Origin of the sequence: Blautia sp. MB18-30, assembly GCF_023669475.1 — a bacterium.
Classification (GTDB): Bacteria; Bacillota; Clostridia; order Lachnospirales; family Lachnospiraceae; genus Blautia_A; species Blautia_A fusiformis.
In genome coordinates, this window is the sequence record NZ_JAMOYY010000010.1 from 56,729 (window position 1) to 81,839 (window position 25,111).

The window sequence follows — 25,111 nt, forward strand, 5'->3', positions numbered from 1 at the left end:
TGCTGTATGCTCCATGCGTTATCATAAAACATTTTTAATCCGTATCTGCATGATCTCGTCTATATTTATCTGTGCCGCTGCACATAAGCCATCCCATACACCGCCTGTCCCAGTGCGATTCCTCCGTCATTCGGCGGGATCAGGCTGTGCTTCAGAACTTTAAACCCCATTTCCGTAAGGCCGTCATCTACCAGCTCCAGAAGCAGCCGGTTCTGAAAGACACCGCCACTTAATGCCACTTTCCGGATTCCAGTCTGCCGCTCTGCTTCCTCACAGGCTGCAAGGATCTTATCTGCCAGTGCCCGGTGAAATCCATAAGCCAGCTTCCCGGGATCCTCTCCTGCAAGCCTTGCCCGGACCAGATATGCAACGATCTCACCTGTATTTAAAATAAATTTTCGTTCATCTTCAGACGCTTCTGAGATGCCTGTGCTTTCCGGAATGTCTTCCTTTTCTGACATCCGTATCTTCAGATTTTCTTCCGGATTTTTCTTCTGCATCTCCCGCTGCTTTCTCCAGGCCTCCGCCGCAAATTCCAGTGCTGTGGACGCTTCTCCCTCAAAGGTAGACGCTCTCCGGATCCCCAGGATCGCACTGACTCCGTCAAAAAGTCTTCCTGCACTGGTGGAAGTCACGGCATTGATCTTCCGCTGTGCCATAGTCACCAGTACCTTTGCTTCCTGATCTGTGCAAAGTCCCAGTTTCCGGACAGTGTCCAGGGTTTTTTCCAGATTTCCCGTATTCTGCCAGATCAGGGAAACGGCGATCCGCCAGCCTTCTTTTGCGGAAATATCTCCGCCAACCTGGACAAAGGGTTCTATACTTCCAAGCCTTGTAAATCCTTGACAGTCTGCAACCAGGAGCTCTCCACCCCAGATGGTTCCATCGGTTCCATAGCCTGTTCCGTCAAAGGAAACCCCTATCACCTTTTCTTCGCAGTCATTTTCTGCCATGCAGGATAAAATGTGTGCATAATGATGCTGCACCCTCAGAACCGGAAGCCCTAGCTCCTCTGCCACCACTGTGGAATTATATTTAGGGTGAAGATCACAGACCACTACCTCCGGCTGCACCTCCAGAAGTGTTTCCAACCGCCCGATCGTTTCCTTCAGGGCTTTTACCGTTCGAAGATCCTCAAGATCTCCCACATAAGGGGAAGGATAAAAACGGTTATCCACACCAATGCAGAAGGTGTTCTTAAGTTCTCCACCTGCTGCGATCACCTGGCCCTTCCAGGGTGTGGAGACCATAAACGGAAGAGGCGCATACCCGCGGGAACGGCGGATCATATAGGGTTCACCCTTATAGAAATCCATCACCGAATCGTCGGCCCGGATACGTATCTTCCTGTTGTGGGAAAGAATGCAGTCACAGAGATGGGAAAGCTCCTCTGCCGCCTCCTCATCATCTCTGCAGATCGGCGCCCCGGAAGTATTTCCGCTGGTCATTACCAGAAGCCCGGGCATCCGGATCCCATCATCGTAATGAAAAAGAAGCAGCTGAACCGGTGCATAGGGAAGCATGACACCCACCTTGGGATTCCCGGGTGCAATGCTCTCACAAAGCCTCGTTTCTCCCGGCAGCTTATCCAACAGCAGGATTGGCTTCTGATGACCGGTAAGGATCTTCTCCTGTTCCCCGCTGACCTTACAAATCTTCTTCACAGCTTCCATATCCTGTGCCATCACTGCAAAAGGCTTCACCGGACGCCGTTTCCGCTGCCGCAGCCGCTGTACAGCCTCCTCACTGGTAGCATCACAGCAAAGGTGAAAACCACCGATCCCTTTGATGGCCACGATTCCGCCGGAAGCAATGATCTTCCTTGTATAAGTGATAGCCTCCCGTCCCCGTTCCTTTCTTCCCGCCAGGTATACCTCAGGGCCACAGTCATTACAGCACACCGGCTGGGCATCATAGCGTCTGGTATCCGGGTTATGGTACTCATCCGCACAGGAGGGACACATGGGAAATTCCTTCATACTGGTCCGTTCACGGTCATAAGGAAGCGAATCCAGGATCGTCAGTCTCGGACCGCAGCAGGTACAGTTGATAAAGGGATGCAGATACCGCCTGTTTTCCGGATCAAACATCTCCGCCTTACATTCATCGCAGATCGCGATATCCGGGGAAACAAAGATTTCCCCCTTTGTCTTCTCACTTTCGATGATATCAAACTGTGTAAATTTCTCCGGATCCTCCACCGGTTCTTCAAGAAGCTTCAGGATAGCGGCACGCTTCGGTGGCTTATTCCCGATATCTGCGATAAAGGCATCCACATCCTGCTGCTTACCCTGAGCAAAAATCTCCACATAGGGTCCTTTATTGGACACACTGCCACGGATTCCTCTTGCCATAGCATGACGGCTCACCGTAGGGCGAAATCCCACTCCCTGTACGATCCCGTAAACACGGATCATTTTCGTAATTTCCCGCTCCATATGTTTCTCCATTCCCTGCAGCTATTTCCACTGATCCGGCTGCAGCATGCATGTAACTTTATGTCCTGCCCTTATGGTCTACCTGCATTTTCCGGATACTGCAAAATGCACTGTATCCACAAACACTCCTGAAAAAGCCTTTGTCATCCGCTTCATACATGGGTCTGCAAAGATCACGTCATATCCGCCCTTCTCTGCCAGTTCCATGTAATCTTCCTCATCCCTTAATGACACATCGCCCTCCTCCAGGAGATCTTTTTCCATGGAAAACCAGCTTGCCACGGTGAGCTCTCCGTCCGCACCACGTTTCCGTAGCTCCTCTCTTATGGAACCGGCCATCACCTGCTGCTGCACGATGAGAATCTTTTTTCCTGTATAATCCATATCAGGAACCAGCTCTTCCGCCAGAGGATATCCCACCTCATAAGGTGTTCCGAAGGTTTTCTCCAGATATCTGGCACATTCCAGTGCCGCAGGAGAAACCACGATATTTTTTTCCACAGAGGAGGCTTTTTTTACCTCATCAAGCCCGTCTCCCATTCCGTAGCAGACTGCTCTCTGTCCTCTGGTACGGAATTTTTCACGGATCTTGTCTGCTGCTTTCAGGTCACTGACATCCTGAGGTGTCATTCCGAGAACTCCTGTCTTACCAGCCTCCACAGGCAGCTTTTCCCGGGCAAAGGCTTTAAAAAGCTCCAGATAAGCCTTCCGCTCTCCCGCATCATAAAGCTCCATTCCGTTGGTATTTACTGCAAGCACCGGAAGATCTGTTTTCTTCTCGCACATCCGCCGCAGTGCCTGATGATCCGTTCCGATCACAGCAGGTACCGGTGTTCCGATAATGGCTGCAAAGCCTGCCTCCACCTTTACTGCTGCATCCACAAGCTTGGCAACCAGGCGGTCATCCCGTCCCAGGATGGCATCCATATCCCGAAGTCCTGCACTGAATACCGCACTTTTCTGTTCAAACCATCTTGGTTCATCAAAGCCGCAGACATTTCCCGCACATCCTCCTGCATCACAGATCACGATGATCCCGCCAAGCTCATACAGCACTGACACGGCTCCGGACTGATCCGGTGCAAAAGGTGTCAGATATTTCCGAAGTCCTCTCATACCTTTTCTCCCTTCTGCAAAACTTTCTCTGTCAGTGTTTCAAACAGCCTGCGTACCCCTGCATAGCCATAGGGCTGCCGGTCCTGATTCCACACGGCATTTGGCTGATCCCGGTGATAATATCCTGCATCCTTTCCTATAGTAAGGTTCACTCCGCTCCCGGACGGATCGTAATACAGCATGGTGGGTTCCATATTGGAAAAAACCTTTGTATTCGGACTCAATTCCGCAAGATGCCGTATGTATACAAAATTCTCGGCTGTGATAGTTCCGTAGATCTCCGGCACCCGGAAACCATACCGCACCAGGGCCAGGGCCAGCTCAAAGGAATCTCCGTTCATGCACTCCCCTACAGCAAAAGACGCATCCGGACAGACCTCCCGGAATCTCTCCACTGCCTCTTCTGCTGTTTTTTTATACACTTCCTGATCAAACGAGACTCCAAGAACCTGTCCCAAGGCACGATACTGATTTTCGATCTTATCTGTCTGGTAGAGCCTCCGAAGCTCAATAAAAGGAATCTTCAGCCGGTCATGAAAATCCTCCGCTGCAAACCTTGCTTCCGGATGAAGCACCAGATTAAAATTGGCCTGTGACATGGTCTGATATTCTTCATAATCCTTACATCTTGAGATCTCATGGATGGTCTTTACGCCTGCCTGCTGCAGCAGCTCATACATCTCACAGTCATCAACCAGCGGCGAAAAAAATCCCAGAAGATTGACCACATTTCCCTTTTTTTTCTGTGGCTCAAGGAGGGAGTATAAGGACTGGCGCACATGGACCATAGGCGGCTTTCTGCCCTCACGTGTCAGTGCGTACATGTAACAGGGGCGCACCGGAATATCCACCTTTTCCTCTGCCTTCCGGCAGACACGTTCCATATCCGTTCCCAGAAGTGCATCCACACAGGTGATACAGATCATCACCACAGACGGCTTCTTCTCACAGCAGTCGCAGATCTCTTTTACCGCTTTCGGGATCTTTTTCAGGTGACGGCCTGTAACAATATCCGTCTCGTCCATCATCAGATAAAAAAATCGATCATTGTACTCCGGCATGGAGCTGATAAGAGAAGTATTTCTTCCGCAGCATCCCGGTGCCACGATCAGCATAATGGAATCCGGCACTGCAAGCCCGGCCCGCTTTACGCCAAAGCCCTCCGCTCCCGGAGAGTTAAATGCCAGAGTTGCCGGAGAGCTGTAGATCAGATGCTTCCCGGAGATCATCTGCGGAGGGATCGCTTCCAGCCCGCCCCGGGCCAGTTCTTCTGCAGTTGCAAAATATGCTTCCTTTTTCATATATCCTCCTTCTCCGTTTCTTCACTTTCCAATAGCTTCCTCGCCAGTGCAAAAAATTTCTCACTGATCTCAGAATTCTCATCTCCCTCGATCACCGTTTTGCCCTGATCCTCCCATCGGATGATCTCGTCACTTCTCGGGATCTCACCCACGACCGGGATATTATTTTTTTTTGCAAAAGCATTTACTTTTTCCGTTTCATTCTCCACATTCCTGTGATTCAGCACGATTCCGAAGATTCTCGCATAGCTTCGATCCTCAAAATTCCGCACAGCACTGGAAATATTATTGGCTGCATAGAGTGCCATTTTCTCTCCGGATGTGACAATGAGTACTTTTTCCGCATAGCCCTCCCGGATCGGTGCCGCAAAACCGCCGCATACTACATCTCCAAGAACATCGTAAAGCACTACATCCGGCTTCCAGGTCTCAAAAAGCTTCAGATCCTCCAGAAGCTGAAAGGTTGCGATGATACCTCTGCCTGCACAGCCAAGTCCCGGCGTGGGGCCGCCGGTCTCAATGCAGAGGACTCCACCAAAGCCCTCCTTTGAAATATCCTCCAGCTTTTCCGGCTCCTCATCCTCTTCCCGCATATAATTCATTACCGGCCGCAGAGGTTCTCCCCCAAGAAGATTGATGGTGGAATCCGCCTTGGGATCACAACCGATCTGGATCACTCTCTTCCCCATGGCTGCAAAAGCCGCCGCCAGGTTGGACGTCACTGTAGACTTTCCGATACCGCCCTTTCCGTATACTGCTACCTTCAGCATAAAATCCTCCCTAATTCATTCTGTCCGCTCCCGCAGATATTTTTCATAAAAAAAGCTCTTTCACGTACAAGGTGAAAGAGTCCCGTATTCCGCTCACAAAACAAAGTCAAGCGGATATTCGCGATCCGCATTTGCTGCTTGTTCATAACCGAATAACTGCTTCGCAGCTGATTCGGTTAAGCTGTGCCGGATGAACAACGATTCCTGCTCGGATATTCCTTGCCGTCAAAGTCTGTTTCCTGCTGTATTTTGTTTTAATGCCTCATCCGGATAGAAAGAAAATATTTCGTTCCGTCTGAATTTTTCTATTTTTATTATACAATGGTGTACATTAGTGAGTCAATTGCAACTCTGACTTTTTATACAAAAAAAGACCCCAAGGCGAAATATTTTTAAGCATTTCGCCGAGAAGTCTCTTCTCTGATCTGCCGGCTCAGAAGCCGCGGCAAAGTTATTCTTATGATAAAGCTTTACTGGATAGAAACTACGTGATATCCTCTGTCTTCCACTACTTTCTTAAGCTCTTCGTTGGAGATCTCTCTGTCGTAGGAAACCACTGCCTCACCTTTTTTCAGGCTTACTTTTGCTGCCGCACCGTCAATGCGGTTGATCGCTCTTGTGACGCTGGCCACACAGTTCTCACAGTGCATGCCTGTGATCTTCATGGTTTTCTCACCCAGCTTGGTTCCATCCAGCTTCTTCTTCGGGATCTCCGGCTTGCTGCCGCCTCCGCAGCAGGCGCCTTCGCCCTTCAGATGTTTATATGCGCCTTTTCCGGCAAACAGCATAATGATGATAACAACGATGACAACAATTGCATTTGCCATGATTTCTTTCCCTCCTGGTTACTTATGCATTCCACTACAGCCGGAGCAGCCGGAACAATGACCGGAGCAGCTGCCGCCACAGCCACCTGTATGTGTGTTACCGGCACAGCCGACACAGCTGAGCCCCTGTTTCTTTCTTGAATAGAGATAACTGATCACAAATACGCCATATGCGATCACCAGTGCCAGTACAATAATATCCGCTATCATACTCATATCTGTCACCCTTTCTTTCGCTGTACAGCCTGTGAACTGCTGCCAGCCTCTGATGAATACTTTTGTAAAAAAACTTCCATATTTCTTCAGGCTTATTATAGCACAGAAGACCAGGTATTTACATCCCCGGTCTCCTGCATTTCTTATCATTTCAGCTGTTCTTACAGCATCATTTCAAAGCTATCATATGTACCGGATCGTTACTGTATGACCGGTTTTCAATTACTCTGCTGCCTGTACAGATCTCTTTGTAACATCGTTCTGGTTCTTGTACGGATCTGGTCTGAACAGAAGGAAGAGCAGGATCGCTGCAAGGATCAGCGCTACGATCGTTCCAATTCCGAAGGAACCGGCACCTGTGACAACAAGACCGATCTGGTATACACAAAGTGTTACAACATAAGCAAAAATGTTCTGGAAGAGAATTGCAAACCAGAACCATTTTCTGGACTGCATCTCATGTGCCATTGTAGAAATAGCTGCAAGGCACGGAGAGTCAAGCAGGTTGAACAGCAGGAAAGAAAATGCTGCTACTGCTGTCGGGAACCATGCTTTGATCGCTGCACCAACGATCATGGTATCCTCTGCATCATCACCAGCTACGTTTGCAAGAACACCCATTGTACTTACGATGGACTCTTTTGCGGAGAATCCGGAGATGGAGGCTGCAACCGGCTGCCATTTGCCAAATCCAAGAGGAGCAAAGATCGGAGCAAGGATACCGCCAAGGATAGCCATGATACTGTCATTGCTGTCCTCAACAAATCCGATTCCGCTTCCTGTATTTCCGATACTGGAAAGGATCCACATGATAACGGTTGCAAGGAAAAGAATGGTACCGGCTTTGATGATGAAGCCTTTCAGTCTCTCCCAAACATGAAGCAGAACTGTCTTTACAGACGGAATGTGATACTGTGGAAGCTCCATTACGAACGGAGCAGGTTTACCGGAGAAAGGTTTTGTTTTCTTCAGGATGATCGCAGCTACAAGAACTGCTACAACACCGATGAAGTACATCAGTGGTGTGATGAAACCAGCAGCTACATAGTCACCGGTTGCATAAGCGGTCATGATACCACCCATAAGGGCGATAACAGGAAGCTTGGCACCACATGGGATAAATGTTGCTGTCATGATCGTCAGACGACGGTCATTATCTGCCTCGATCGTTTTGGAAGCCATGATTCCAGGGATTCCACAGCCGGAGGAGATAAGAAGCGGGATAAAGCTCTTTCCGGAAAGTCCGAAATGACGGAATACACGGTCCATGACGAACGCGATACGAACCATGTAACCGCAATCCTCAAGGATGGAAAGGAACAGGAACAGGATCGCCATCTGCGGAACGAATCCAAGCACTGCACCAAGACCACCGATGATACCATCTGATACAAGGCTTACCAGCCAGTCAGCAACACCGGCATTGCCGAGTCCATCCGATACAACACTCTGGATGGTTCCCACAAAGCTGTCGTTTGTCCAGTCTGTTACCATGGTACCAACTGTTGTTACCGATACATAATAAACGATAAACATGGTAAGGATAAAGATCGGAAGACCGAGAATACGGTTTGTTACGATACGGTCGATCTTATCGGAAACTGTCATCTTATTTCCGCTTCTCTTAACGTTTGCAGAAACAACCTTCTGGATGTACTGATATCTTCCATCCGTTACGATACTCTCTGTATCATCATCCTCTGCCTTCTCAAGGCCAGAAGCAATCTCCTCGATCCTGGACTGTGCAGAAGCCGGAAGGTTCAGACCTTCTTTTACCTTGCTGTCTCTCTCAAGAAGCTTTACTGCATACCATCTCTTGTTCTCCTCAGCGATGTTTGCAGGAACAAATCCCTCGATCTCATTTACAGCTTTTTCTACTGCTTTCGGAAATTCCATCTGCTTCGATGGTACTCTGTGCTGGTTCGCACATTTGATTGCCTCATCAACAACCTCTTTAAGGCCTGTTCCTTTAAGAGCAGAGGTCTCAACGATCGGGCATCCAAGCGCGGAGCTTAAGCCTTTTACATTGATATGGATGTTGTTCTTTTTCAGAAGATCCACCATATTAAGAGCGATAACAACCGGGATACCGATCTCAAGAAGCTGGGTTGCAAGATACAGGTTTCTCTCGATGTTTGTTGCATCCACAAGATCGATGATCACATCCGGTTTCTCTTTCAGAAGATAATCACGGCTGACAACCTCCTCAAGTGTATACGGGGAAAGTGAATAGATACCCGGAAGGTCTGTTACCGTTACATCCTTCTGGTTTTTCAGCTTACCCTCTTTTTTCTCTACAGTAACACCTGGCCAGTTACCAACGTACTGGTTTGCGCCTGTAAGAGCATTGAACATTGTAGTCTTACCACAGTTCGGGTTTCCGGCAAGAGCTATTGTTACAGACATTTTGCATCCTCCTTTTTTCAGGTCAGAGCCTGACGCTCTGTCATTTTTCGAAGCTTATTTACTTTACTTCCACACATGCTGCGTCATGCTTACGCAGGGAAAGCTCATAACCTCTGATGGTGATCTCAACCGGATCTCCAAGAGGAGCTACCTTTCGGATATAAACCTCGCTGCCTTTTGTGATTCCCATATCCATGATACGGCGCTTGTAAGCCGGGTCGCCGGTGATCTTGGAAACAACTACTGTAGAACCTACTGCTGCATCACGTAAAGTCATTTCTCTTTTCCTCCCTGTTCATATTCCAATTCCTAATCTATCCTCAACTGCGCCTTCCGCAGTTTGGGGCAAATCCACTACCGGTCACTGCCTCGCAGTCCGGTCACACCATAATGTGTCTGGCCATTTCCTTATTGACTGCTACTCTGGAATCCTTGACATTTACGATCAGATTGCCGTCAAACTGAGAAATAACTGTCACTTCCGCATTCTCAACAAAACCAAGGCCTGCAAGAAATCTTCTTGTATCCTCCGCTCCGGAAATACGCTTGATCGTGCCAGTATCACCTGACTGTAAAAATAAAATCGGCTGCATGGAATCCCTCCGTTTCTTTCTATTAATTAACTCAGTCTAATTAGTCAGCCCTAACTCATAGGTTAGTTTATACTAAGTTTTTTCGAATGTCAATCCCCTAAATGAAAAAAGTTAATCAAGATTAAGTTTTTATAAACAACATATAAAAAAAGTTCCTGCATTCTGAGGTATTTCTGTCTGGCAGAAGGTTACCTCAGAATGCAGGAACTCTGTTCTGATTCTTTTTCTGTTTGCAGCCTGTTAAGCTAAAAACCCCTTCCGGAACTTTTTCTTTCTTCCGTGCTGCTCATATTTTTATCTCTTAGTGGATCTGATCATTCAAAAGCTTCAGGATCAGATTCTCCGTTTCATTGATTCCGTAGCTTGCACTGTTGATACAAAGATCGTAGTTATCCGGCTTGCCCCACTGAGCTCCGCCGTAAAAATTGTAATACCGTCTGTGCTGGCTGTCCATCTTCTTCAGGAAACGGACTGCCTGCTTCATATTCATCTTCCGTACATCCATAACATGCTGCACACGGATAGCAAAAGGAGCTGTGATAAACAGACTTATATGCGGAATGTGATTGTTCTTGAGGATCGCATCCGCACACCTTCCCATAATGATGCAGTCCTCTTTTGAGGCCAGATCGCAGATCAGGTCACTCATGTTAAAGAATACCGCATCCTGTTTCGGAAGACCATGGTAACGGTTGAATTCCCGGAACCAGCCCTTGGGATCAAATTTATGCTTCTTCTCATATTTATTGAAATCCGCAAAATATTCCGCATCGTTAACCGCGCCCTTTTCCGCCTCAAGACGCCTTAATACCTGATCAAAGATCTCCACATCATAATAGTTGATCCGAAGCTTGTCTGCCAGTCCGAAACCGATATCATTGCCGGCACTTCCCTGTGTACGGCTGATACAGATAACCAGATGGTCATTCTCAGAGATTTTTTCCCTGCGCTTGATCATATGATTCAGTGCCACACGTTCCTTATCCATGATATCCGTAGCAACAAAAGTCTCCGGCAGCGTCAGGATCTCCTGAAAGATCTCATCATATTTCTTCATGAGACGGCTTTTTTCTTCTTTATCCTTGATGGTCCTGGCCATGTTGCTGATCAGTGCCATCTCGCTTCGAAGAAGATGTCCGTCCGGTTTGGTATACATCAGAGCACTTAAGTTCCGGATAGTGCCTTCTCTGTCACCGGTGAAGGTACGTCCAAGGGAAGATCCTACGCTTTCATAAACCTCGCCATCCAGTTCATAAAGTCTGGTGGCAAGTTCTCTGCATTTCTCTCGAATGTTATTATCCTGCATATTGATCCTCCTCCCTTATAAAAAGAATACCAGCATATCGATGATGAACACCGGTACCAGGAAACAAATGGACCATGCCATGTATCCGAAGAAGGACGGCATGTTGATACCATTTTCGTCAGAAAGTGTCTTGACCATAAAGTTCGGAGCATTGCCGATATATGTATTGGCGCCCATAAATACAGCACCGCAGGAAATCGCAGAAAGAAGCTTTACAGGAACCGTTCCCAGCGTTGTTGCGATTCCGTTTGTAAATCCGAGAGTTCCCGCTGTTGTCAGAAATACCAGATAGGTCGGTGTATTATCCAGGAAGCTGGACAAAGCTCCGGTCGCCCAGAACATCTGGTACGGCTCGGTGATACCGAGATTCGGTCCTACTGCTTTCAGAAGCATCAGGGCCGGCTGCATGGTGATAAAAATACCGATGAAAAGTACTGCAACCTCCTTGATCGCACCCCAGGTAAAATGGTTCCGCACACGGATCCTTTTATCTGTTGTTTTAAAGGACAGAAATGCAGCTGCCAGGATCAGGACGATCTCAATGATCGACGGGAGGCTTAAAGTAACCTCGCCGAAAATATGAAGTCCCTTTACATTTCCGGCCGCATCCTGGAATGCAGGCATACCTGGAAGCATTCCGCTTAAGATAACACCCACAACGATCATCACAAGGAAGATGATATTATGAAGACCCTCGATCTTAAACTCGGTACCCGGTTTGCTGATATCCGGTTTACGTCCCTCTGCGATATCCTTCTTGTAAGAGCGCATATCCAAATGATAGAACACAAACAGAAGGATCACCATATTAAAGATAAGTACCGGAAAAAGATGCAGGCTCCAGAAGAACGGAACTCCTCGCATGAAGCCCATCAGAAGCGGCGGATCACCGATCGGTGTCAGGCAGCCACCCATGTTGGATACCATAAAGATGAAAAAGATCATAATATGACCCTTTCTTTTTCTCCAGGAATTCATTTTGATCACCGGACGGACCATCAGCATGCTGGCTCCGGTAGTTCCGATGCAGCTGGAAAGCAGGGTTCCCAGTGCAAGAAGTCCTACATTTACTCTTGGTGAGCCCGCAAAATCACCCTCAACTGTAATGTTACCGGATACACAGAACAGTCCGAATAACAGGATGATAAATGTAAGATAGTCATTGATCACGCACTCAAGTACTGTTTCCGCAGTTTTTCCGGCACCGTAAACAACTGCAAACGGAATGATCATAAGAACGATCCAGAATGCAACCACAACGGGCTGATGTGACTCCCACCACTCACCCTTTACCAGCGGCATCACTGCAACACACAGAAGAAGGCCCGCAAAAGGGATACAAAGCCACACCGGCACACCAGATCCTGTCCCACCGTTTCCGGCTGCCCATACACCCACAGGACATGCCAGAAATACTGTCAGAAAAGTACACATGACGGTTAATAATTTTTTCAAAATTTTCACCCCTCACATAAATTTTTTTACCAGTGAAATTATAACATATGGCGTTCTAAAATCAACTGTGTAGATGTGCAATTTATACTCGAACCCTCTCTCTTTTTTGTGCATTTTGTCGGTGTGTCATAGCAGTTTTTGTTTGTTTTCAAACACACGACCAGATTTTCGAATACTGTTTTCTATATCTGTTATATAATTTATATACATTGTCTCTCTGACAAAAAAGCAGCCGTATTCTCCATCGGCACACTATCCTTTCCGGAAAATACTGCTGCTTTTGTATCTGTTATTTTTTTATTATTCCATACACTCGTCAAGGATCTCTGCCATCTTGTCGATATCCTCTTTTGTGATCACAAGAGGAGGAACAAGGCGGAGAACATCACTTCCTGCTGAGATCACCAGAAGACCCTTTGCAAGAGCTTTTTTCACCACGTCTCCTACCGGACGTCCCTTGATCACGATACCCTGCATGAAGCCTTTGCCTCTTCTTGTTTCTGCACAGTCATGCTTTGCAACCAGTTCGTCCAGCTTCTCCTCAAAATACGGAGTAAGTCCCTGCACATGGGAAAGGATCTGATCTTTTTCAAAAATGTCAAATACCTTGCTGACGGCTGCACATACGAAGGGATTTCCACCGTAAGTGGTTCCGTGGTCGCCTGGCTTCAGGGAGGCTGCAGCTGCTTTTTTGTTCAGCACAAAAGCACCTACCGGAACTCCACAGCCAAGTGCTTTGGCACAGGTCATGATATCCGGCTGTACTCCATATGCCTGCCATGCAAAATAATGCCCGGTACGTCCCATACCGCACTGGATCTCGTCCAGGATCAGAATGATATCCTTCTCATCACAAAGCTTACGTAAGCCTTCCAGGAACTCTTTTGTAGCCGGATAAATACCTCCTTCTCCCTGTACGGTCTCGGTGATGATGGCACAGGTCTTATCTGTGATCTGAGCCTTTACACTCTCAAGATCATTGAAATCTGCAAATTTCACCCCACCCATCAGAGGCTCAAAGGGTTCTCTGTAATGTGCATTGCCTGTCACGGAAAGAGCGCCGATGCTGCGGCCGTGGAAGGAATGGTTCATGGCAATGATCTCATGGTCTGCATGGCCATCTCTTTCGTAGGCATATTTCTTGGCAGCCTTCAGAGCACCCTCAATGGCCTCTGTACCACTGTTTGTGAAGAATGCCTTTTCCATATGGCTTGCCTGTACAAGTTTGGCACCTGCTTCAATGATCGGCTCATTGTAGTACAGGTTGGAAATATGCATCAGCTTGTCGATCTGGGATTTCAGTGCTTCGTCATAGCCCGGATAATGATAGCCCAGGGCATTTACTGCGATACCTGCCGCAAAATCCAGATATTCCTTTCCTTCGGAATCATAGAGGTAACAACCCTCGCCTTTTTCAAAAACTACCGGAAAACGGTTATATGTATGAAGAATACTGGCTTCAGATTCTTCCATCTGTTCATTCATGCTCATTGTAATATTTCTCCCCATCATCTTTTAAAATTGCAGTACCAATACCTTTGTTTGTAAAGATCTCAAGCAGTAAGCTGTGCGGGATCCTTCCATCCAGGATATGGACTCTGTTTACACCATGCTCGATAGCGTCGATACAGTTTTTCAGCTTCGGGATCATACCGCCGCCCACAGTACCATCTGAGATCAGATTCTCAGCCTCATCTACACGAAGCTCGGAGATCAGAGTGGAGGGATCATCTGCATCCCTGTAAACGCCCTCAATATCGGACAGGAAGGCAAGCTTCTCTGCCTCAACTGCCTCTGCAATGGCGCAGGCTGCATCGTCCGCATTGATATTGTAGGAATCAAAATTTTCATCAAAGCCGATTGGGAATACGATCGGAAGGAAATCTCTTTCCAATAGGTCATGAAGGATCTTCGGATTAACCTTTGTAACCTCACCTACGTAGCCGATGTCTTCGCCTTTGGAAAGCTTCTTTTTGCACTGGAGAAGACCGCCGTCCTTACCGCTGACACCTACAGCCTGTACGCCGAGAGATTCTACCAGAGTAACAAGCTCCTTGTTTACTTTTGCAAGAACCATCTCTGCGATCTCCATAGTGTCTTTGTCCGTTACACGGAGACCGTTTACAAAATGCGGCTCCATGCCGACTTTACCGACCCAGCGGCTGATTTCCTTGCCGCCGCCGTGAACAATGATTGGTTTGAAACCGACTAATTTCAGAAGGACTGCGTCCTTGATGACGTTACGCTTTAATTCTTCATCAAGCATGGCGCTTCCGCCGTATTTGATGACTACGATCTTGCGGTTGAACCGCTGGATGTATGGCAGGGCTTCTATGAGAACCTCTGCTTTGTCAAGATATTTCTGATTTACCATGTGGGTGTCTCCTTTTTTTGAAAAATGATATGGATTGAAAAAGGTTTTGTTGTTGTATGTTGGAGGGATTTCTTTTTTATTATAATTTTGTCTCAGCTGACAGCTGTGGATTTGCGAGGAGGGGAGGCACTCGGAGTTCCGAAGGCCGTTTCCCCTCCTCGCGCTCCTCCCCTCCGGCCACGGGGAACGGGCTGTTGCCCTCGTTGCGGGCAAAGCGCCTGCTGCGGACAGGCTGCTGTAGGCAGCCGCTTCCGACGCGCTTTCGCCGAAGGCGAACAGCTCGTCAGTCTGCCTTCGGCTACTGACGTTTAACACGACATAACTTCCAGGCTCCCGCACTGCGGTTCCTCACGTTCGTCACTCAGTTTTCATCGACTGAAGTTCTACACGCCTCAACTTCCAGGCTCCCGCACTACGGGTTCTCACGTTCGTCACTCAGTCTTCGTCGACTGAAGTTCTACATGCCACAGCCAAGCGTGCCCAACGGAGGGGGTTCTTAGGGGGAGCGTGCGGGCTTCGCAACTTTGAGCTCGCTCCCCCTAAGGGTTTTCTCAGCTTACAAACTGAAACAAAACTACAACTAAAATCCACCATAAAAAACATTCTACAAAGCTCTTACATCAAGAACGATAATCCGCATTGATCTTTATGTAATCATAGGTGAGGTCGCATCCCCACGCAGTTGCGGATGCATCTCCCATCTTCATATCCGCGATGGCTGTCACTGCCTCTTCTGAGAGGATCTTAGTTGCTTCCTCTTCGCTGTAGCCTGTAGAAACTCCATTTTCAATGATCTTGATCTTTCCTGCTTTGCTCTCAAAGTAGAGATCTACCTTTTCCGGATCGAACTGGACGCCGGAGTAGCCGAGGGCGCAGAGGATTCTTCCCCAGTTTGCATCGTGGCCGTAAATGGCTGCCTTTGTTAAGGAAGAGGTTACTACGGATTTACTTAAGGTTACGGCTTCTGCCTTGGTGGCTGCGCCGATGACCTTGACCTCGAAGAGTGCAGTTGCGCCTTCTCCGTCACCTGCGATCTTTTTGGCAAGGGTTGTGTTTACGTAGTTAAGAGCTTTTTTGAACTCTTCATAATCTGCGTTTTTCTCTGTGATCTTCGGATTGCTGGCCTGTCCGTTTGCAAGGAGAAGGACAGTATCGTTTGTGGAGGTATCGCCGTCAACGGATACCATGTTGTAGGTGTCCTTGATATCCTCGCTGAGTGCTTCCTGAAGAAGTTCCTTTGAGATATCCACATCACTGGTGATAAATCCAAGCATCGTGCACATGTTGGGGTGGATCATTCCGGAGCCCTTGCACATACCGCCTACCGTTACGGTTTTTCCACCGATCTCGATCTCTACCGCTGCCTCTTTCTTCTCGGTATCTGTTGTCATGATGGCTTTTGCTGCCTCAAGGCCTGCCTCGCGGCTTCCCGCAAGCTTCGGTGCCATGGCTTTTACTCCGTTTGCGATACGGTCGATGGGAAGCTGCATTCCGATGACACCTGTGGATGCTACCAGTACGCTGTCTTCCGGGATCCCAAGGCTTTCGGATGCTGCCTTGGCGGTTTCCCTGCAATAGCCGAATCCTTCCTCACCGGTACATGCGTTGGCGATTCCGCTGTTGCAGATCACAGCTCTTGCACCCGGGTGATTATATACAATGTCCTGATCCCATCTTACAGGAGCTGCTTTTACCACATTGGTCGTGAAGGTTCCTGCAGCCACACAGGGAACCTCACTGAATACCATGGCCATATCGGTACGGCCTTTATATTTGATCTCTGCTGCAGTTGACGCTGCCTTAAAACCTTTTGCGGCTGTAACGCCGCCGTCGATGATCTTCATATTATATATCTCCTCTCAATGGTGATGCCAAATCGAATATCGCAGTTCATTCGTTTAAAGTCCTTCTGCATCCCCCATATTTTATTTGTGATCTGCCTGTTTTACGGGCACATCGGAATCTGTTTCAGTCCTTCGTTCTCGTCAAATCCAAACATCAGGTTCATGTTCTGAACAGCCTGTCCTGCTGCACCCTTTACCAGGTTGTCGATAGCGCCCATCATGATGACTCTCTTTGTTCTCGGATCGATCTTGAAGTTCACGTCCACAAAATTGCTGCCTTCTACATTTCTTGTCTGCGGGCATACATCCTTGTTCAGGACACGTACAAAGAACTCGTCTTTATAATATTTGTCATAGGCTGCTTTTACTTCCTCATAGGTAACATCCTTGGTCAGGGAGGCATATGCTGTTACCAGGATTCCACGGTTCATCGGAACAAGATGCGGGGTAAAATTGATCATCACTTCCTGTCCGCATGCATATCCAAGCTGATCCTCGATCTCCGGTGTATGTCTGTGTGTGGCAACACCGTAAGCTTTGATGCTCTCGTTTACCTCACAGTAGAGATTCGGAACCTTGGCTCCTCTTCCTGCTCCGGAGGTTCCGGACTTGGCATCAATGATAATGGTATTCGGATCAATGAGGCCTTCCTTTAACAGCGGATAAATAGACAGTGTGGAGCATGTCGGATAGCATCCCGGGTTGGCGATCAGCCTTGCATTCTTAATATCCTCACGGTTGATCTCGCAGAGGCCATAAACAGCTTCCTCGATAAACTGCGGAGCCTTATGCTCGATTCCGTACCACTTCTCATATTTTTTCACATCTTTAATACGGAAATCTGCGCTTAAGTCGATCACCTTACATTTGGAAAGGATTTCTTCATTAATAAGGGATGCACAAAGGCCCTGTGGTGTTGCGGTAAAGATCACATCCACCTCATCTGCAAGTGCAGCCATGTTGTCATCCATACATTTGGCATCCACCAGCCTGAAAAAATTCTGATAAATATCTGCATACTGCTGATCTATGTAGCTTCGGGAGCCGAACCATTTGATCTCAACGTCCTTGTGTCCAAGAAGAAGTCTTACGATCTCATTTCCTGCGTATCCTGTCGCACCGATAATTCCTGCTTTAATCATCTTTCACATTCCTCCTCTGCCGTTTTCCTACGGCTTAATACACCCTGCAGAAGCGCTTGCTATTCTTATTTATGCCTCTTTTTTATGTCTTCTGATATCTGAATCTTCTGCACAGGTCAGACGGACATCTTAAACCTGTCTGTACTGCCAGCTCATATGTCCATCTTATCAATGGATAGATTATACATCTTCTCTGCATATTATGCAATAGTCATTTTCTTTGATTTTTCATGGTCTTTTCTGTTTTTCCTGTATTTTCTTATAATATCACCTACTTTCAGATGCATTTTTATGCAAAATTTTTTTCATATTTTTCAAATTATCTCTTGCATATTTATAAAATCTGGTGTATATTAAGCCATGTCGACAGGACAGCCGAAAATTTTGTTTTGTTGTACATGAATATTTATTCACTCTGGTAAAGTTATAAAACAGCATAATTTTTTCCAGATAACGTAAAAAAATTCACCGTCCCGGAAATGTCCGGAGCGATACAAAATCAAAAAAATCCCAGGAGGACATATATTATGAAAGAAAAAGTTGTTTTAGCGTATTCCGGTGGTCTTGATACCACAGCCCTTATCCCGTGGCTGAAAGAAACCTTTGATTATGACGTTGTCTGCTGCTGTGTAAACTGCGGACAAGGAAACGAGCTGGACGGTCTTGAAGAGAGAGCCAAAATGTCCGGTGCTTCCAAATTATATATCGAGGATATCGTCGATGAGTTCTGCGATGATTTCATCATGCCGTGTGTAGAGGCTGGTGCTGTATACGAGCATTCCTATCTTCTCGGAACTTCCATGGCTCGTCCGGTCATTGCCAAGAAGCTGGTTGAGATCGCACGTAAAGAGGGTGCCGTTGCTATCTGCCATGGTGCTACCGGTAAAGGAAATGACCAGATCCGTTTCGAGCTTGGCATCAAGGCTCTCGCTCCGGACATCAAGATCATTGCTCCATGGCGTATGACAGATCTGTGGACCATGCAGTCCCGTGAAGATGAAATCGAGTTCTGTAAGGCTCATGGCATCACTCTTCCATTTGATGCAAGTCACAGCTACAGCCGTGACAGAAACCTCTGGCACATCAGCCATGAGGGACTTGAGCTTGAGGATCCATCCCAGGCTCCGAACTATGATGACATGCTTGTATTAAGTGTAACACCTGAGAAGGCTCCGGATAAAGAAACTGAGATCACCATGACATTCGAGCAGGGTGTTCCGAAAACACTCAACGGAAAAGCAATGAAGGTTTCCGAGATCATCACAGAGCTGAACAAGCTTGGCGGTGAGAACGGCATCGGTATCGTTGATATTGTTGAGAACCGTGTTGTTGGTATGAAATCCCGTGGCGTTTATGAAACTCCTGGCGGAACGATCCTGATGGCAGCACATGACCAGCTTGAGGAGCTGATCCTTGACCGTGAGACAATGGAAGCCAAGAAAAAGCTTGGCAGCCAGTTTGCACAGGTTGTTTACGAAGGAAAATGGTACACACCTCTCCGTGAGGCTATCCAGGCATTTGTTGAGTCCACTCAGAAATATGTTACCGGTGAGGTTAAATTCAAGCTTTACAAAGGAAACATCATCAAGAATGGTACAACCTCTCCGTACAGCCTTTACAATGAGTCTCTTGCTTCCTTCACAACCGGTGATATGTATGATCATCATGATGCAGACGGATTCATCACTCTGTTCGGTCTGCCGCTGAAGGTTCGTGCCATGAAGCTTGCAGAAGTTAAGAATAACCAGAATCAGAACTAATTTTGTTGGACATTGTTCCGACAGATCATAAGAATGCCCCGGGAAGCTATATAAGTTCCCCGGGGTCTTTTGTTATATACTGCTTTGATCACATAATACCTAATAAACGAAAGGATTTTTTATCATGAACTCACAGAAAATGCCTCTGAAAAATTCTCTCTGCCTGCTTCTGGCCGCAACGATCTGGGGAATCGCCTTTGTTGCCCAGAGTGTCGGCATGGAATATGTCGGCCCCTTCACCTTCAACGGCGTCCGTTCCCTGATCGGCGCCGCTGTCCTGGTTCCGGTGCTCTTTATCCTGAACCGTTCCGGAAATAAATCCTCTGCTGCCACAGACTCCGCAATACCGGAATCCTCATCAACCCCTTCAGAAAAAGCTGTATCCCCCACGCCATATAACAGCCGTGACCTGTGGCTGGGCGGCATTGCCTGCGGATTTGCTCTTTTTGCTGCCAGCAGCTTCCAGCAGTTTGGTATCCAGTACACAACAGTAGGAAAAGCCGGCTTCATCACCGCCTGCTACATTGTCATCGTCCCGATCATCGGAATTTTCCTGAAAAAGAAATGCAGTCCCTTTATATGGGCAGCCGTTGTCATGGCACTGGTCGGACTTTATCTTCTCTGCATCACAGACGGATTTTCCATTGGCCTCGGAGATATTCTGGTGCTGGTATGTGCTTTTCTCTTTTCCCTGCACATTCTGGTGATTGACTATTTTTCCCCGAAGGCAGACGGTGTAAAGCTTTCCTGTATCCAGTTTCTGGTCTGCGGGATCCTGTCCATGATCCCGGCACTTATTCTGGAACATCCGCAGATTTCTTCCATTCTCACTGCCTGGCTGCCGATCCTGTATGCTGGTGTGATGTCCTGCGGTGTTGCCTACACCCTGCAGGTCGTAGGCCAGAAAAATGTGAATCCCACAGTTGCTTCTCTGATCCTTTCTCTTGAATCCTGCATCTCCGTGCTTGCAGGCTGGGTGCTCCTGGATCAGAAGCTTTCCATAAAAGAGCTCCTTGGATGTGTCATCATGTTTGCAGCCATCATCCTGGCACAGCTGCCGGAAAAAGAAAAAGATAATAAATAAAAAACAGGCAGCCGGTTTGGTATTTTACCTTCCGGCTGCCTGTCTGCATGTTTCTTAGTCTGCTGTTTCTTCCTTCTTAATAAAGTTATTATAATGTGCCTTGATCTTCTCAAAGCTCTCCTGGCTGATGTCGTGCTCCATCTTGCAGGCATCCTCCATTGCGATCTCTGCCGGAACCCCAAGTCCCTCCAGCATCCTGGCAAGAACAATGTGACGCTCATAAATCTGATTGGCAATCTCTGCCCCCTTCTCCAGAAGTGTCACGGTACCGTAACGGTCCATAGCAATATAACCATCCTCACGAAGAAGCTTCATTGCGTGACTGACGCTTGGCTTGGAAACACCAAGTCTGGTCGCAATATCAATGGAACGGACTCCTCCGCCTTTTTTGGATAAAACCAGAATTGACTCAAGATAATCCTCCGCTGACTGTCTGATTTCCATATAAAATCCTCCCTGCAAAAATTTAACTCTATATAGACCCTCTAAAGGGATCTGAATCCCATTTCTTCCCTGTTCTACAGGCGAATATTAACTTTTAATATACCGCTTAAAGGATGTTGTGTCAAGCATTTCGCACATGTTTATCTTGACATTAAAAATAATTTCCCCGATAATAGTAGCTGAACAATATATCTGTTCTATAGCAGCCCGGAATCCTTTCCAGTAGTGCTGTCTTTTGAACAGTAAAGAAAGGAGATTTTTTATGCTCAAAACCCTTCTGGCCCAGGTCAGGGAGTTTAAAAAGGCATCGTTTCTCACGCCTTTTTTCATGATCCTGGAAGTTCTCTTTGAGACTCTGATCCCCCTGGCCATGGCTTCCATCATTGATAAGGGTGTGGAAGCCGGAAATATCGGCCATATCTATCGGATGGGTGCAGTTATGGTAGCTCTTGCCCTGTGCGGACTCTGGTCCGGCGTCATGGGAGGAAAATACGGAGCACTGGCCTCCACAGGCTTTGCCAGAAACCTCCGAAAAGCCATGTACACCAATATCCAGACCTTTTCTTTTTCCAACATCGACAAATACAGCACTGCCGGCCTGATCACCCGTCTTACCACTGATGTGACCAACCTGCAGAACGCCTATCAGATGATCCTTCGTATGTGTACCCGTGCACCGGCCAGTCTGATCTGTGCCATGGTCATGGCATTTCTTATCAATGCAAAGCTTGCAAGCATCTACCTTGTCGCTGTTATCTTCCTGGGAGGCTGTCTGATCTTTATCATGAGAAAAGCAACGGTATATTTTCAGGCCGTATTCCGTAAATATGACGACCTGAACGCAAGTGTCCAGGAAAACATCGGCGCTGTACGCGTTGTCAAGGCCTATGTCCGCGAAGACTACGAGATCAGCAAATTCCAGAAAGCCTGCAACAAAGTATACGAAATGTTCTTAAGTGCTGAGAAGATCGTTGTCATGAACATGCCCCTGATGCAGTTTACCGTTTATGCCTGTATCCTGGGGATCAGCTGGCTCGGCGCCAAAATGATCGTAGGCAGCTCCCTTACTACCGGTGAGCTTATGAGCCTTCTCACCTACTGCATGAACATTCTCATGAGCCTTATGATGCTTTCCATGGTTTTTGTTATGGTGACAATGAGTATTGCCAGCGCAGAGCGTGTTACGGAAGTCATCAATGATACTGCTGACATCACAGATCCGGAGGATCCGGTAACAGATGTCCCAGACGGAAGTATCGTCTTCGATCATGTAAATTTCAGCTATAAGAAAGACAGTCAGGAACCCGTTCTGAAGGATATCAATCTCTCGATCCGCTCCGGCGAGACCATAGGGATCATCGGTGGTACCGGAAGTGCAAAATCCAGCCTTGTCAACCTGATCAGCCGTCTTTATGACGTAACGGATGGTTCTGTTTCCGTAGGAGGCATTGATGTCCGTAAATACCATCTGGAATCTCTCAGAAATCAGGTTTCCGTTGTTCTTCAGAAGAATGTACTCTTCTCAGGAACCATTCTGGAAAACCTCCGATGGGGTGACAAAAATGCCACTGAGGAGGAATGCCGCCGCGCATGCCAGCTTGCCTGTGCCGATGATTTCATCGAAAAAATGCCTGACAAATACAATACCTTCATTGAACAGGGCGGCTCCAATGTTTCCGGAGGCCAGAAGCAGCGTCTCTGTATTGCCCGCGCTCTTCTGAAGAAGCCGAAGATACTGATCCTGGATGACTCCACCAGTGCGGTAGATACTGCCACAGATGCAAGGATCCGCCGTGCCTTTGCCGAGGAGATCCCGGATACCACCAAGCTGATCATCGCACAGCGTGTTTCCAGCATCCAGAACGCGGACCGGATCATCGTTATGGATAACGGTGAGATCAACGGTTTTGGTACCCACGAGGAGCTTCTTAAGACCAACGCCATTTATCAGGAAGTATTTCATTCACAGACCGGCGGCGCCGGTGATTTTGACGAGGGAGGTGAGCCGGCTTGAAAAAACAGAACATGAAAGGCCCGGGCGGTCCTGGCCCAAGGGGTATGGGAACACCGGAGCAGCCGGGAAAGCTTCTGGGACGCCTTGCCCGTTATATCTTTAAAAACTACAGTATCCATATCGTGATCGTGGTGATCTGCATTTTTGTCAGTGTTCTTGCCAATGTACAGGGAACCATGTTCATGAAAACCCTGATCGACCAGTATATCACACCGCTTCTCTCAGCAGATACACCGGATTTCGGGCCTCTGGCTGCAGCCATCGCACGTGTGGCATGCTTTTACGCCATTGGTGTTATTGCCACCTATACTTATAACCGTATCATGATCAATGTTTCCCAGGGAACCTTACGTAACCTCCGAAACGATATGTTTGCAACGATGGAAACGCTTCCCATCAAATATTTTGACACTCACGCACACGGCGATATCATGTCCATTTACACCAACGACATTGATACCCTGCGCCAGATGATCAGCCAGAGCTTTCCGCAGCTGCTTTCCAGTGTGATCACCATCATCAGTGTTCTTGTAAGTATGCTGATCCTGAATGTTCCGCTTACTGTAGTTACCCTGCTTATGGTTGCCATTATGATGACTGCCAGCCGGAAGCTTGCAGGCTTAAGCGGAAAATATTTCCTGGAGCAGCAGACCAACCTTGGTATTGTCAATGGTTATATCGAAGAGATGATGGAGGGTCAGAAGGTTGTCAAGGTCTTCTGCCATGAAGACGAAAGCATCCGTAAATTTGATGAACTGAACGACCAGCTTTTCACCAGCGCAGACAATGCAAACCGTTTCGCCAACATCCTGATGCCTGTGGTCGCACAGCTTGGAAATGTCAGCTATGTGATCTGCGCCATGGTGGGCGGTATCCTTGCTATCAACGGCATCGGCAGCTTCACACTTGGCGGGCTTGCCAGCTTCCTGACCTTCAATAAGAGCTTCAACATGCCTATCAACCAGGTCAGCCAGCAGTTCAACAGTATTGTTATGGCTCTTGCAGGTGCAAAACGTATCTTTGATCTTTTGGATGAAAAGCCGGAAGTGGATGAAGGCTACGTTACTCTCGTCAATGCCAAAGAGGAAAACGGTGTTCTTACCGAATCCGACAAACGTACCGGCCGCTGGGCATGGAAGCATTTCCACAAAGCTGAGGGTACCACTGATTATATCGAGCTGAAGGGTGATATGGTCCTGGAGGATGTAGACTTTGGTTATAATTCCAACAAGATCGTTCTCCATGACATCAACATGTATGCACAGCCAGGCCAGAAGATTGCTTTTGTAGGCTCTACCGGCGCCGGAAAAACCACCATCACCAATCTTCTGAACCGTTTTTACGACATTCAGAAGGGTAAGATCCGTTATGACGGCATCAACATCACCAAGATCAAAAAAGATGATCTCAGACGCTCCATGGGCATCGTTCTTCAGGATACCAACCTGTTCACAGCAACCGTTATGGAAAATATCCGCTACGGAAAGCTGGATGCCACAGATGAGGAGGTTATCGCAGCAGCAAAGCTTGCCAACGCCGACGGTTTCATCCGCAGGCTTCCGCAGGGTTATAATACCCTTCTCCGCGGAAACGGTGCAAACTTAAGTCAGGGCCAGCGACAGCTTCTCTCCATTGCCCGTGCAGCCGTTGCAGACCCGCCCGTCCTGATCCTGGACGAGGCCACCAGCTCCATTGATACCCGTACCGAAAAGCTTGTACAGGATGGTATGGATAAGCTGATGGAAGGCAGGACGACCTTTGTGATCGCCCACAGACTTTCCACAGTACGCAACAGTGACTGCATCATGGTCCTGGAGCAGGGACACATCATCGAGCGTGGTTCCCACGAGGAGCTGCTTGCACAGAAGGGCCGGTATTATCAGCTGTATAACGGCTGATCCAGGCTCACAGTTATTTTCGATCTAAAATATTCAATACCAAAAACATGCAGGGTGTATCTTTTCTGATAGTCCTGCATGTTTTTTTATGCTATAATCTTTGATTGAAATCTATTTTTCCGG

At 47.6% G+C, this 25,111-nt stretch carries 20 protein-coding genes; 4 read left to right on the forward strand and 16 right to left on the reverse strand.

Annotation, left to right across the window (positions count from 1 at the left end; genetic code table 11):
• Window positions 1–65: 65 nt before the first annotated feature.
• The 15 genes from hypF to argC form a co-directional block, all read right to left on the reverse strand.
• Window positions 66–2,438 carry a carbamoyltransferase HypF gene (hypF, locus tag NCY57_RS06550; RefSeq protein WP_173739777.1) on the reverse strand — a complete coding sequence of 791 codons (2,373 nt, stop codon included), beginning with the start codon at window positions 2,436–2,438 and terminating at the stop codon, window positions 66–68.
• 78 nt (window positions 2,439–2,516) lie between these two features.
• Window positions 2,517–3,554: a nitrogenase component 1 gene (locus tag NCY57_RS06555; RefSeq protein WP_250789571.1), complete on the reverse strand. Its 1,038-nt coding sequence runs from the start codon at window positions 3,552–3,554 to the stop codon at window positions 2,517–2,519.
• On the reverse strand, window positions 3,551–4,855 hold the full coding sequence (locus NCY57_RS06560) for a nitrogenase component 1 (protein ID WP_173739779.1): 1,305 nt from the start codon (window positions 4,853–4,855) through the stop codon (window positions 3,551–3,553). Before NCY57_RS06560 ends, NCY57_RS06555 begins: the two co-directional genes overlap by 4 nt.
• Complete coding sequence (locus NCY57_RS06565; protein ID WP_173739780.1) at window positions 4,852–5,625, reverse strand: nucleotide-binding protein; 774 nt, start codon at window positions 5,623–5,625, stop codon at window positions 4,852–4,854. Before NCY57_RS06565 ends, NCY57_RS06560 begins: the two co-directional genes overlap by 4 nt.
• A 470-nt stretch (window positions 5,626–6,095) precedes the next feature.
• Window positions 6,096–6,452: a heavy-metal-associated domain-containing protein gene (locus NCY57_RS06570; RefSeq protein ID WP_021651583.1), complete on the reverse strand. Its 357-nt coding sequence runs from the start codon at window positions 6,450–6,452 to the stop codon at window positions 6,096–6,098.
• Between the two features lie 18 nt (window positions 6,453–6,470).
• The gene (locus NCY57_RS06575; RefSeq protein ID WP_021651584.1) at window positions 6,471–6,818 is read right to left on the reverse strand and encodes a FeoB-associated Cys-rich membrane protein; all 348 of its coding nucleotides are present in this window, start codon (window positions 6,816–6,818) and stop codon (window positions 6,471–6,473) included.
• Between the two features lie 72 nt (window positions 6,819–6,890).
• On the reverse strand, window positions 6,891–9,074 hold the full coding sequence (feoB, locus tag NCY57_RS06580) for a ferrous iron transport protein B (protein WP_173739781.1): 2,184 nt from the start codon (window positions 9,072–9,074) through the stop codon (window positions 6,891–6,893).
• A gap of 58 nt (window positions 9,075–9,132) precedes the next feature.
• Window positions 9,133–9,351, reverse strand: a complete 219-nt coding sequence (locus NCY57_RS06585; RefSeq protein ID WP_015525998.1) for a FeoA family protein — start codon at window positions 9,349–9,351, stop codon at window positions 9,133–9,135.
• Window positions 9,352–9,454: 103 nt separating this feature from the next.
• Window positions 9,455–9,667: a FeoA family protein gene (locus tag NCY57_RS06590; protein WP_015525999.1), complete on the reverse strand. Its 213-nt coding sequence runs from the start codon at window positions 9,665–9,667 to the stop codon at window positions 9,455–9,457.
• Between the two features lie 301 nt (window positions 9,668–9,968).
• The gene (locus NCY57_RS06595) at window positions 9,969–10,973 is read right to left on the reverse strand and encodes a cytidylate kinase-like family protein (RefSeq protein ID WP_022426396.1); all 1,005 of its coding nucleotides are present in this window, start codon (window positions 10,971–10,973) and stop codon (window positions 9,969–9,971) included.
• 15 nt (window positions 10,974–10,988) lie between these two features.
• A complete protein-coding gene (locus tag NCY57_RS06600; protein WP_022426395.1) occupies window positions 10,989–12,428 on the reverse strand; it encodes a sodium:proton antiporter in 1,440 nt (479 codons plus the stop codon).
• Between the two features lie 300 nt (window positions 12,429–12,728).
• The gene (locus NCY57_RS06605) at window positions 12,729–13,919 is read right to left on the reverse strand and encodes an aspartate aminotransferase family protein (protein WP_022426394.1); all 1,191 of its coding nucleotides are present in this window, start codon (window positions 13,917–13,919) and stop codon (window positions 12,729–12,731) included.
• Window positions 13,906–14,802, reverse strand: a complete 897-nt coding sequence (argB, locus tag NCY57_RS06610) for an acetylglutamate kinase (protein WP_022426393.1) — start codon at window positions 14,800–14,802, stop codon at window positions 13,906–13,908. The genes NCY57_RS06605 and argB overlap by 14 nt, the downstream gene beginning before the upstream one ends.
• Window positions 14,803–15,422: 620 nt before the next feature.
• A complete protein-coding gene (argJ, locus tag NCY57_RS06615) occupies window positions 15,423–16,646 on the reverse strand; it encodes a bifunctional glutamate N-acetyltransferase/amino-acid acetyltransferase ArgJ (RefSeq protein ID WP_173739782.1) in 1,224 nt (407 codons plus the stop codon).
• A 101-nt stretch (window positions 16,647–16,747) separates the two neighbouring features.
• A complete protein-coding gene (gene argC, locus NCY57_RS06620) occupies window positions 16,748–17,788 on the reverse strand; it encodes an N-acetyl-gamma-glutamyl-phosphate reductase (RefSeq protein WP_015526006.1) in 1,041 nt (346 codons plus the stop codon).
• Window positions 17,789–18,315: 527 nt separating this feature from the next.
• Here argC and NCY57_RS06625 point away from each other — a divergent pair.
• Together NCY57_RS06625 and NCY57_RS06630 are read left to right on the forward strand one after the other, a co-directional pair.
• Window positions 18,316–19,548 (forward strand): argininosuccinate synthase, encoded by a 1,233-nt coding sequence (locus tag NCY57_RS06625; RefSeq protein ID WP_015526007.1) that lies wholly within the window; start codon window positions 18,316–18,318, stop codon window positions 19,546–19,548.
• A gap of 139 nt (window positions 19,549–19,687) precedes the next feature.
• On the forward strand, window positions 19,688–20,632 hold the full coding sequence (locus NCY57_RS06630) for a DMT family transporter (protein ID WP_129974606.1): 945 nt from the start codon (window positions 19,688–19,690) through the stop codon (window positions 20,630–20,632).
• 54 nt (window positions 20,633–20,686) lie between these two features.
• Here the strand turns inward: NCY57_RS06630 and NCY57_RS06635 are convergent, their stop codons facing one another.
• On the reverse strand, window positions 20,687–21,076 hold the full coding sequence (locus tag NCY57_RS06635; RefSeq protein WP_021650299.1) for a metal-dependent transcriptional regulator: 390 nt from the start codon (window positions 21,074–21,076) through the stop codon (window positions 20,687–20,689).
• Between the two features lie 262 nt (window positions 21,077–21,338).
• On the opposite strand from NCY57_RS06635, the gene NCY57_RS06640 reads away from it, so the two are divergent.
• Together NCY57_RS06640 and NCY57_RS06645 are read left to right on the forward strand one after the other, a co-directional pair.
• Entirely contained in the window at window positions 21,339–23,090 is a 1,752-nt protein-coding gene (locus tag NCY57_RS06640; protein ID WP_118368619.1) for an ABC transporter ATP-binding protein, read from the forward strand.
• Between the two features lie 11 nt (window positions 23,091–23,101).
• A complete protein-coding gene (locus NCY57_RS06645) occupies window positions 23,102–24,988 on the forward strand; it encodes an ABC transporter ATP-binding protein (RefSeq protein ID WP_250789576.1) in 1,887 nt (628 codons plus the stop codon).
• Window positions 24,989–25,111: the final 123 nt, after the last annotated feature.

Coding starts and splice junctions, on each gene's coding strand:
- hypF (WP_173739777.1), bottom strand. CDS start 2,438: ATGGAGCGGGAAATTACGAAAATGATCCGTGTTTACGGGATCGTACAG.
- NCY57_RS06555 (WP_250789571.1), bottom strand. CDS start 3,554: ATGAGAGGACTTCGGAAATATCTGACACCTTTTGCACCGGATCAGTCC.
- NCY57_RS06560 (WP_173739779.1), bottom strand. CDS start 4,855: ATGAAAAAGGAAGCATATTTTGCAACTGCAGAAGAACTGGCCCGGGGC.
- NCY57_RS06565 (WP_173739780.1), bottom strand. CDS start 5,625: ATGCTGAAGGTAGCAGTATACGGAAAGGGCGGTATCGGAAAGTCTACA.
- NCY57_RS06570 (WP_021651583.1), bottom strand. CDS start 6,452: ATGGCAAATGCAATTGTTGTCATCGTTGTTATCATCATTATGCTGTTT.
- NCY57_RS06575 (WP_021651584.1), bottom strand. CDS start 6,818: ATGATAAGAAATGCAGGAGACCGGGGATGTAAATACCTGGTCTTCTGT.
- feoB (WP_173739781.1), bottom strand. CDS start 9,074: ATGTCTGTAACAATAGCTCTTGCCGGAAACCCGAACTGTGGTAAGACT.
- NCY57_RS06585 (WP_015525998.1), bottom strand. CDS start 9,351: ATGACTTTACGTGATGCAGCAGTAGGTTCTACAGTAGTTGTTTCCAAG.
- NCY57_RS06590 (WP_015525999.1), bottom strand. CDS start 9,667: ATGCAGCCGATTTTATTTTTACAGTCAGGTGATACTGGCACGATCAAG.
- NCY57_RS06595 (WP_022426396.1), bottom strand. CDS start 10,973: ATGCAGGATAATAACATTCGAGAGAAATGCAGAGAACTTGCCACCAGA.
- NCY57_RS06605 (WP_022426394.1), bottom strand. CDS start 13,919: ATGAGCATGAATGAACAGATGGAAGAATCTGAAGCCAGTATTCTTCAT.
- argB (WP_022426393.1), bottom strand. CDS start 14,802: ATGGTAAATCAGAAATATCTTGACAAAGCAGAGGTTCTCATAGAAGCC.
- argJ (WP_173739782.1), bottom strand. CDS start 16,646: ATGAAGATCATCGACGGCGGCGTTACAGCCGCAAAAGGTTTTAAGGCA.
- argC (WP_015526006.1), bottom strand. CDS start 17,788: ATGATTAAAGCAGGAATTATCGGTGCGACAGGATACGCAGGAAATGAG.
- NCY57_RS06625 (WP_015526007.1), top strand. CDS start 18,316: ATGAAAGAAAAAGTTGTTTTAGCGTATTCCGGTGGTCTTGATACCACA.
- NCY57_RS06630 (WP_129974606.1), top strand. CDS start 19,688: ATGCCTCTGAAAAATTCTCTCTGCCTGCTTCTGGCCGCAACGATCTGG.
- NCY57_RS06635 (WP_021650299.1), bottom strand. CDS start 21,076: ATGGAAATCAGACAGTCAGCGGAGGATTATCTTGAGTCAATTCTGGTT.
- NCY57_RS06640 (WP_118368619.1), top strand. CDS start 21,339: ATGCTCAAAACCCTTCTGGCCCAGGTCAGGGAGTTTAAAAAGGCATCG.
- NCY57_RS06645 (WP_250789576.1), top strand. CDS start 23,102: ATGAAAGGCCCGGGCGGTCCTGGCCCAAGGGGTATGGGAACACCGGAG.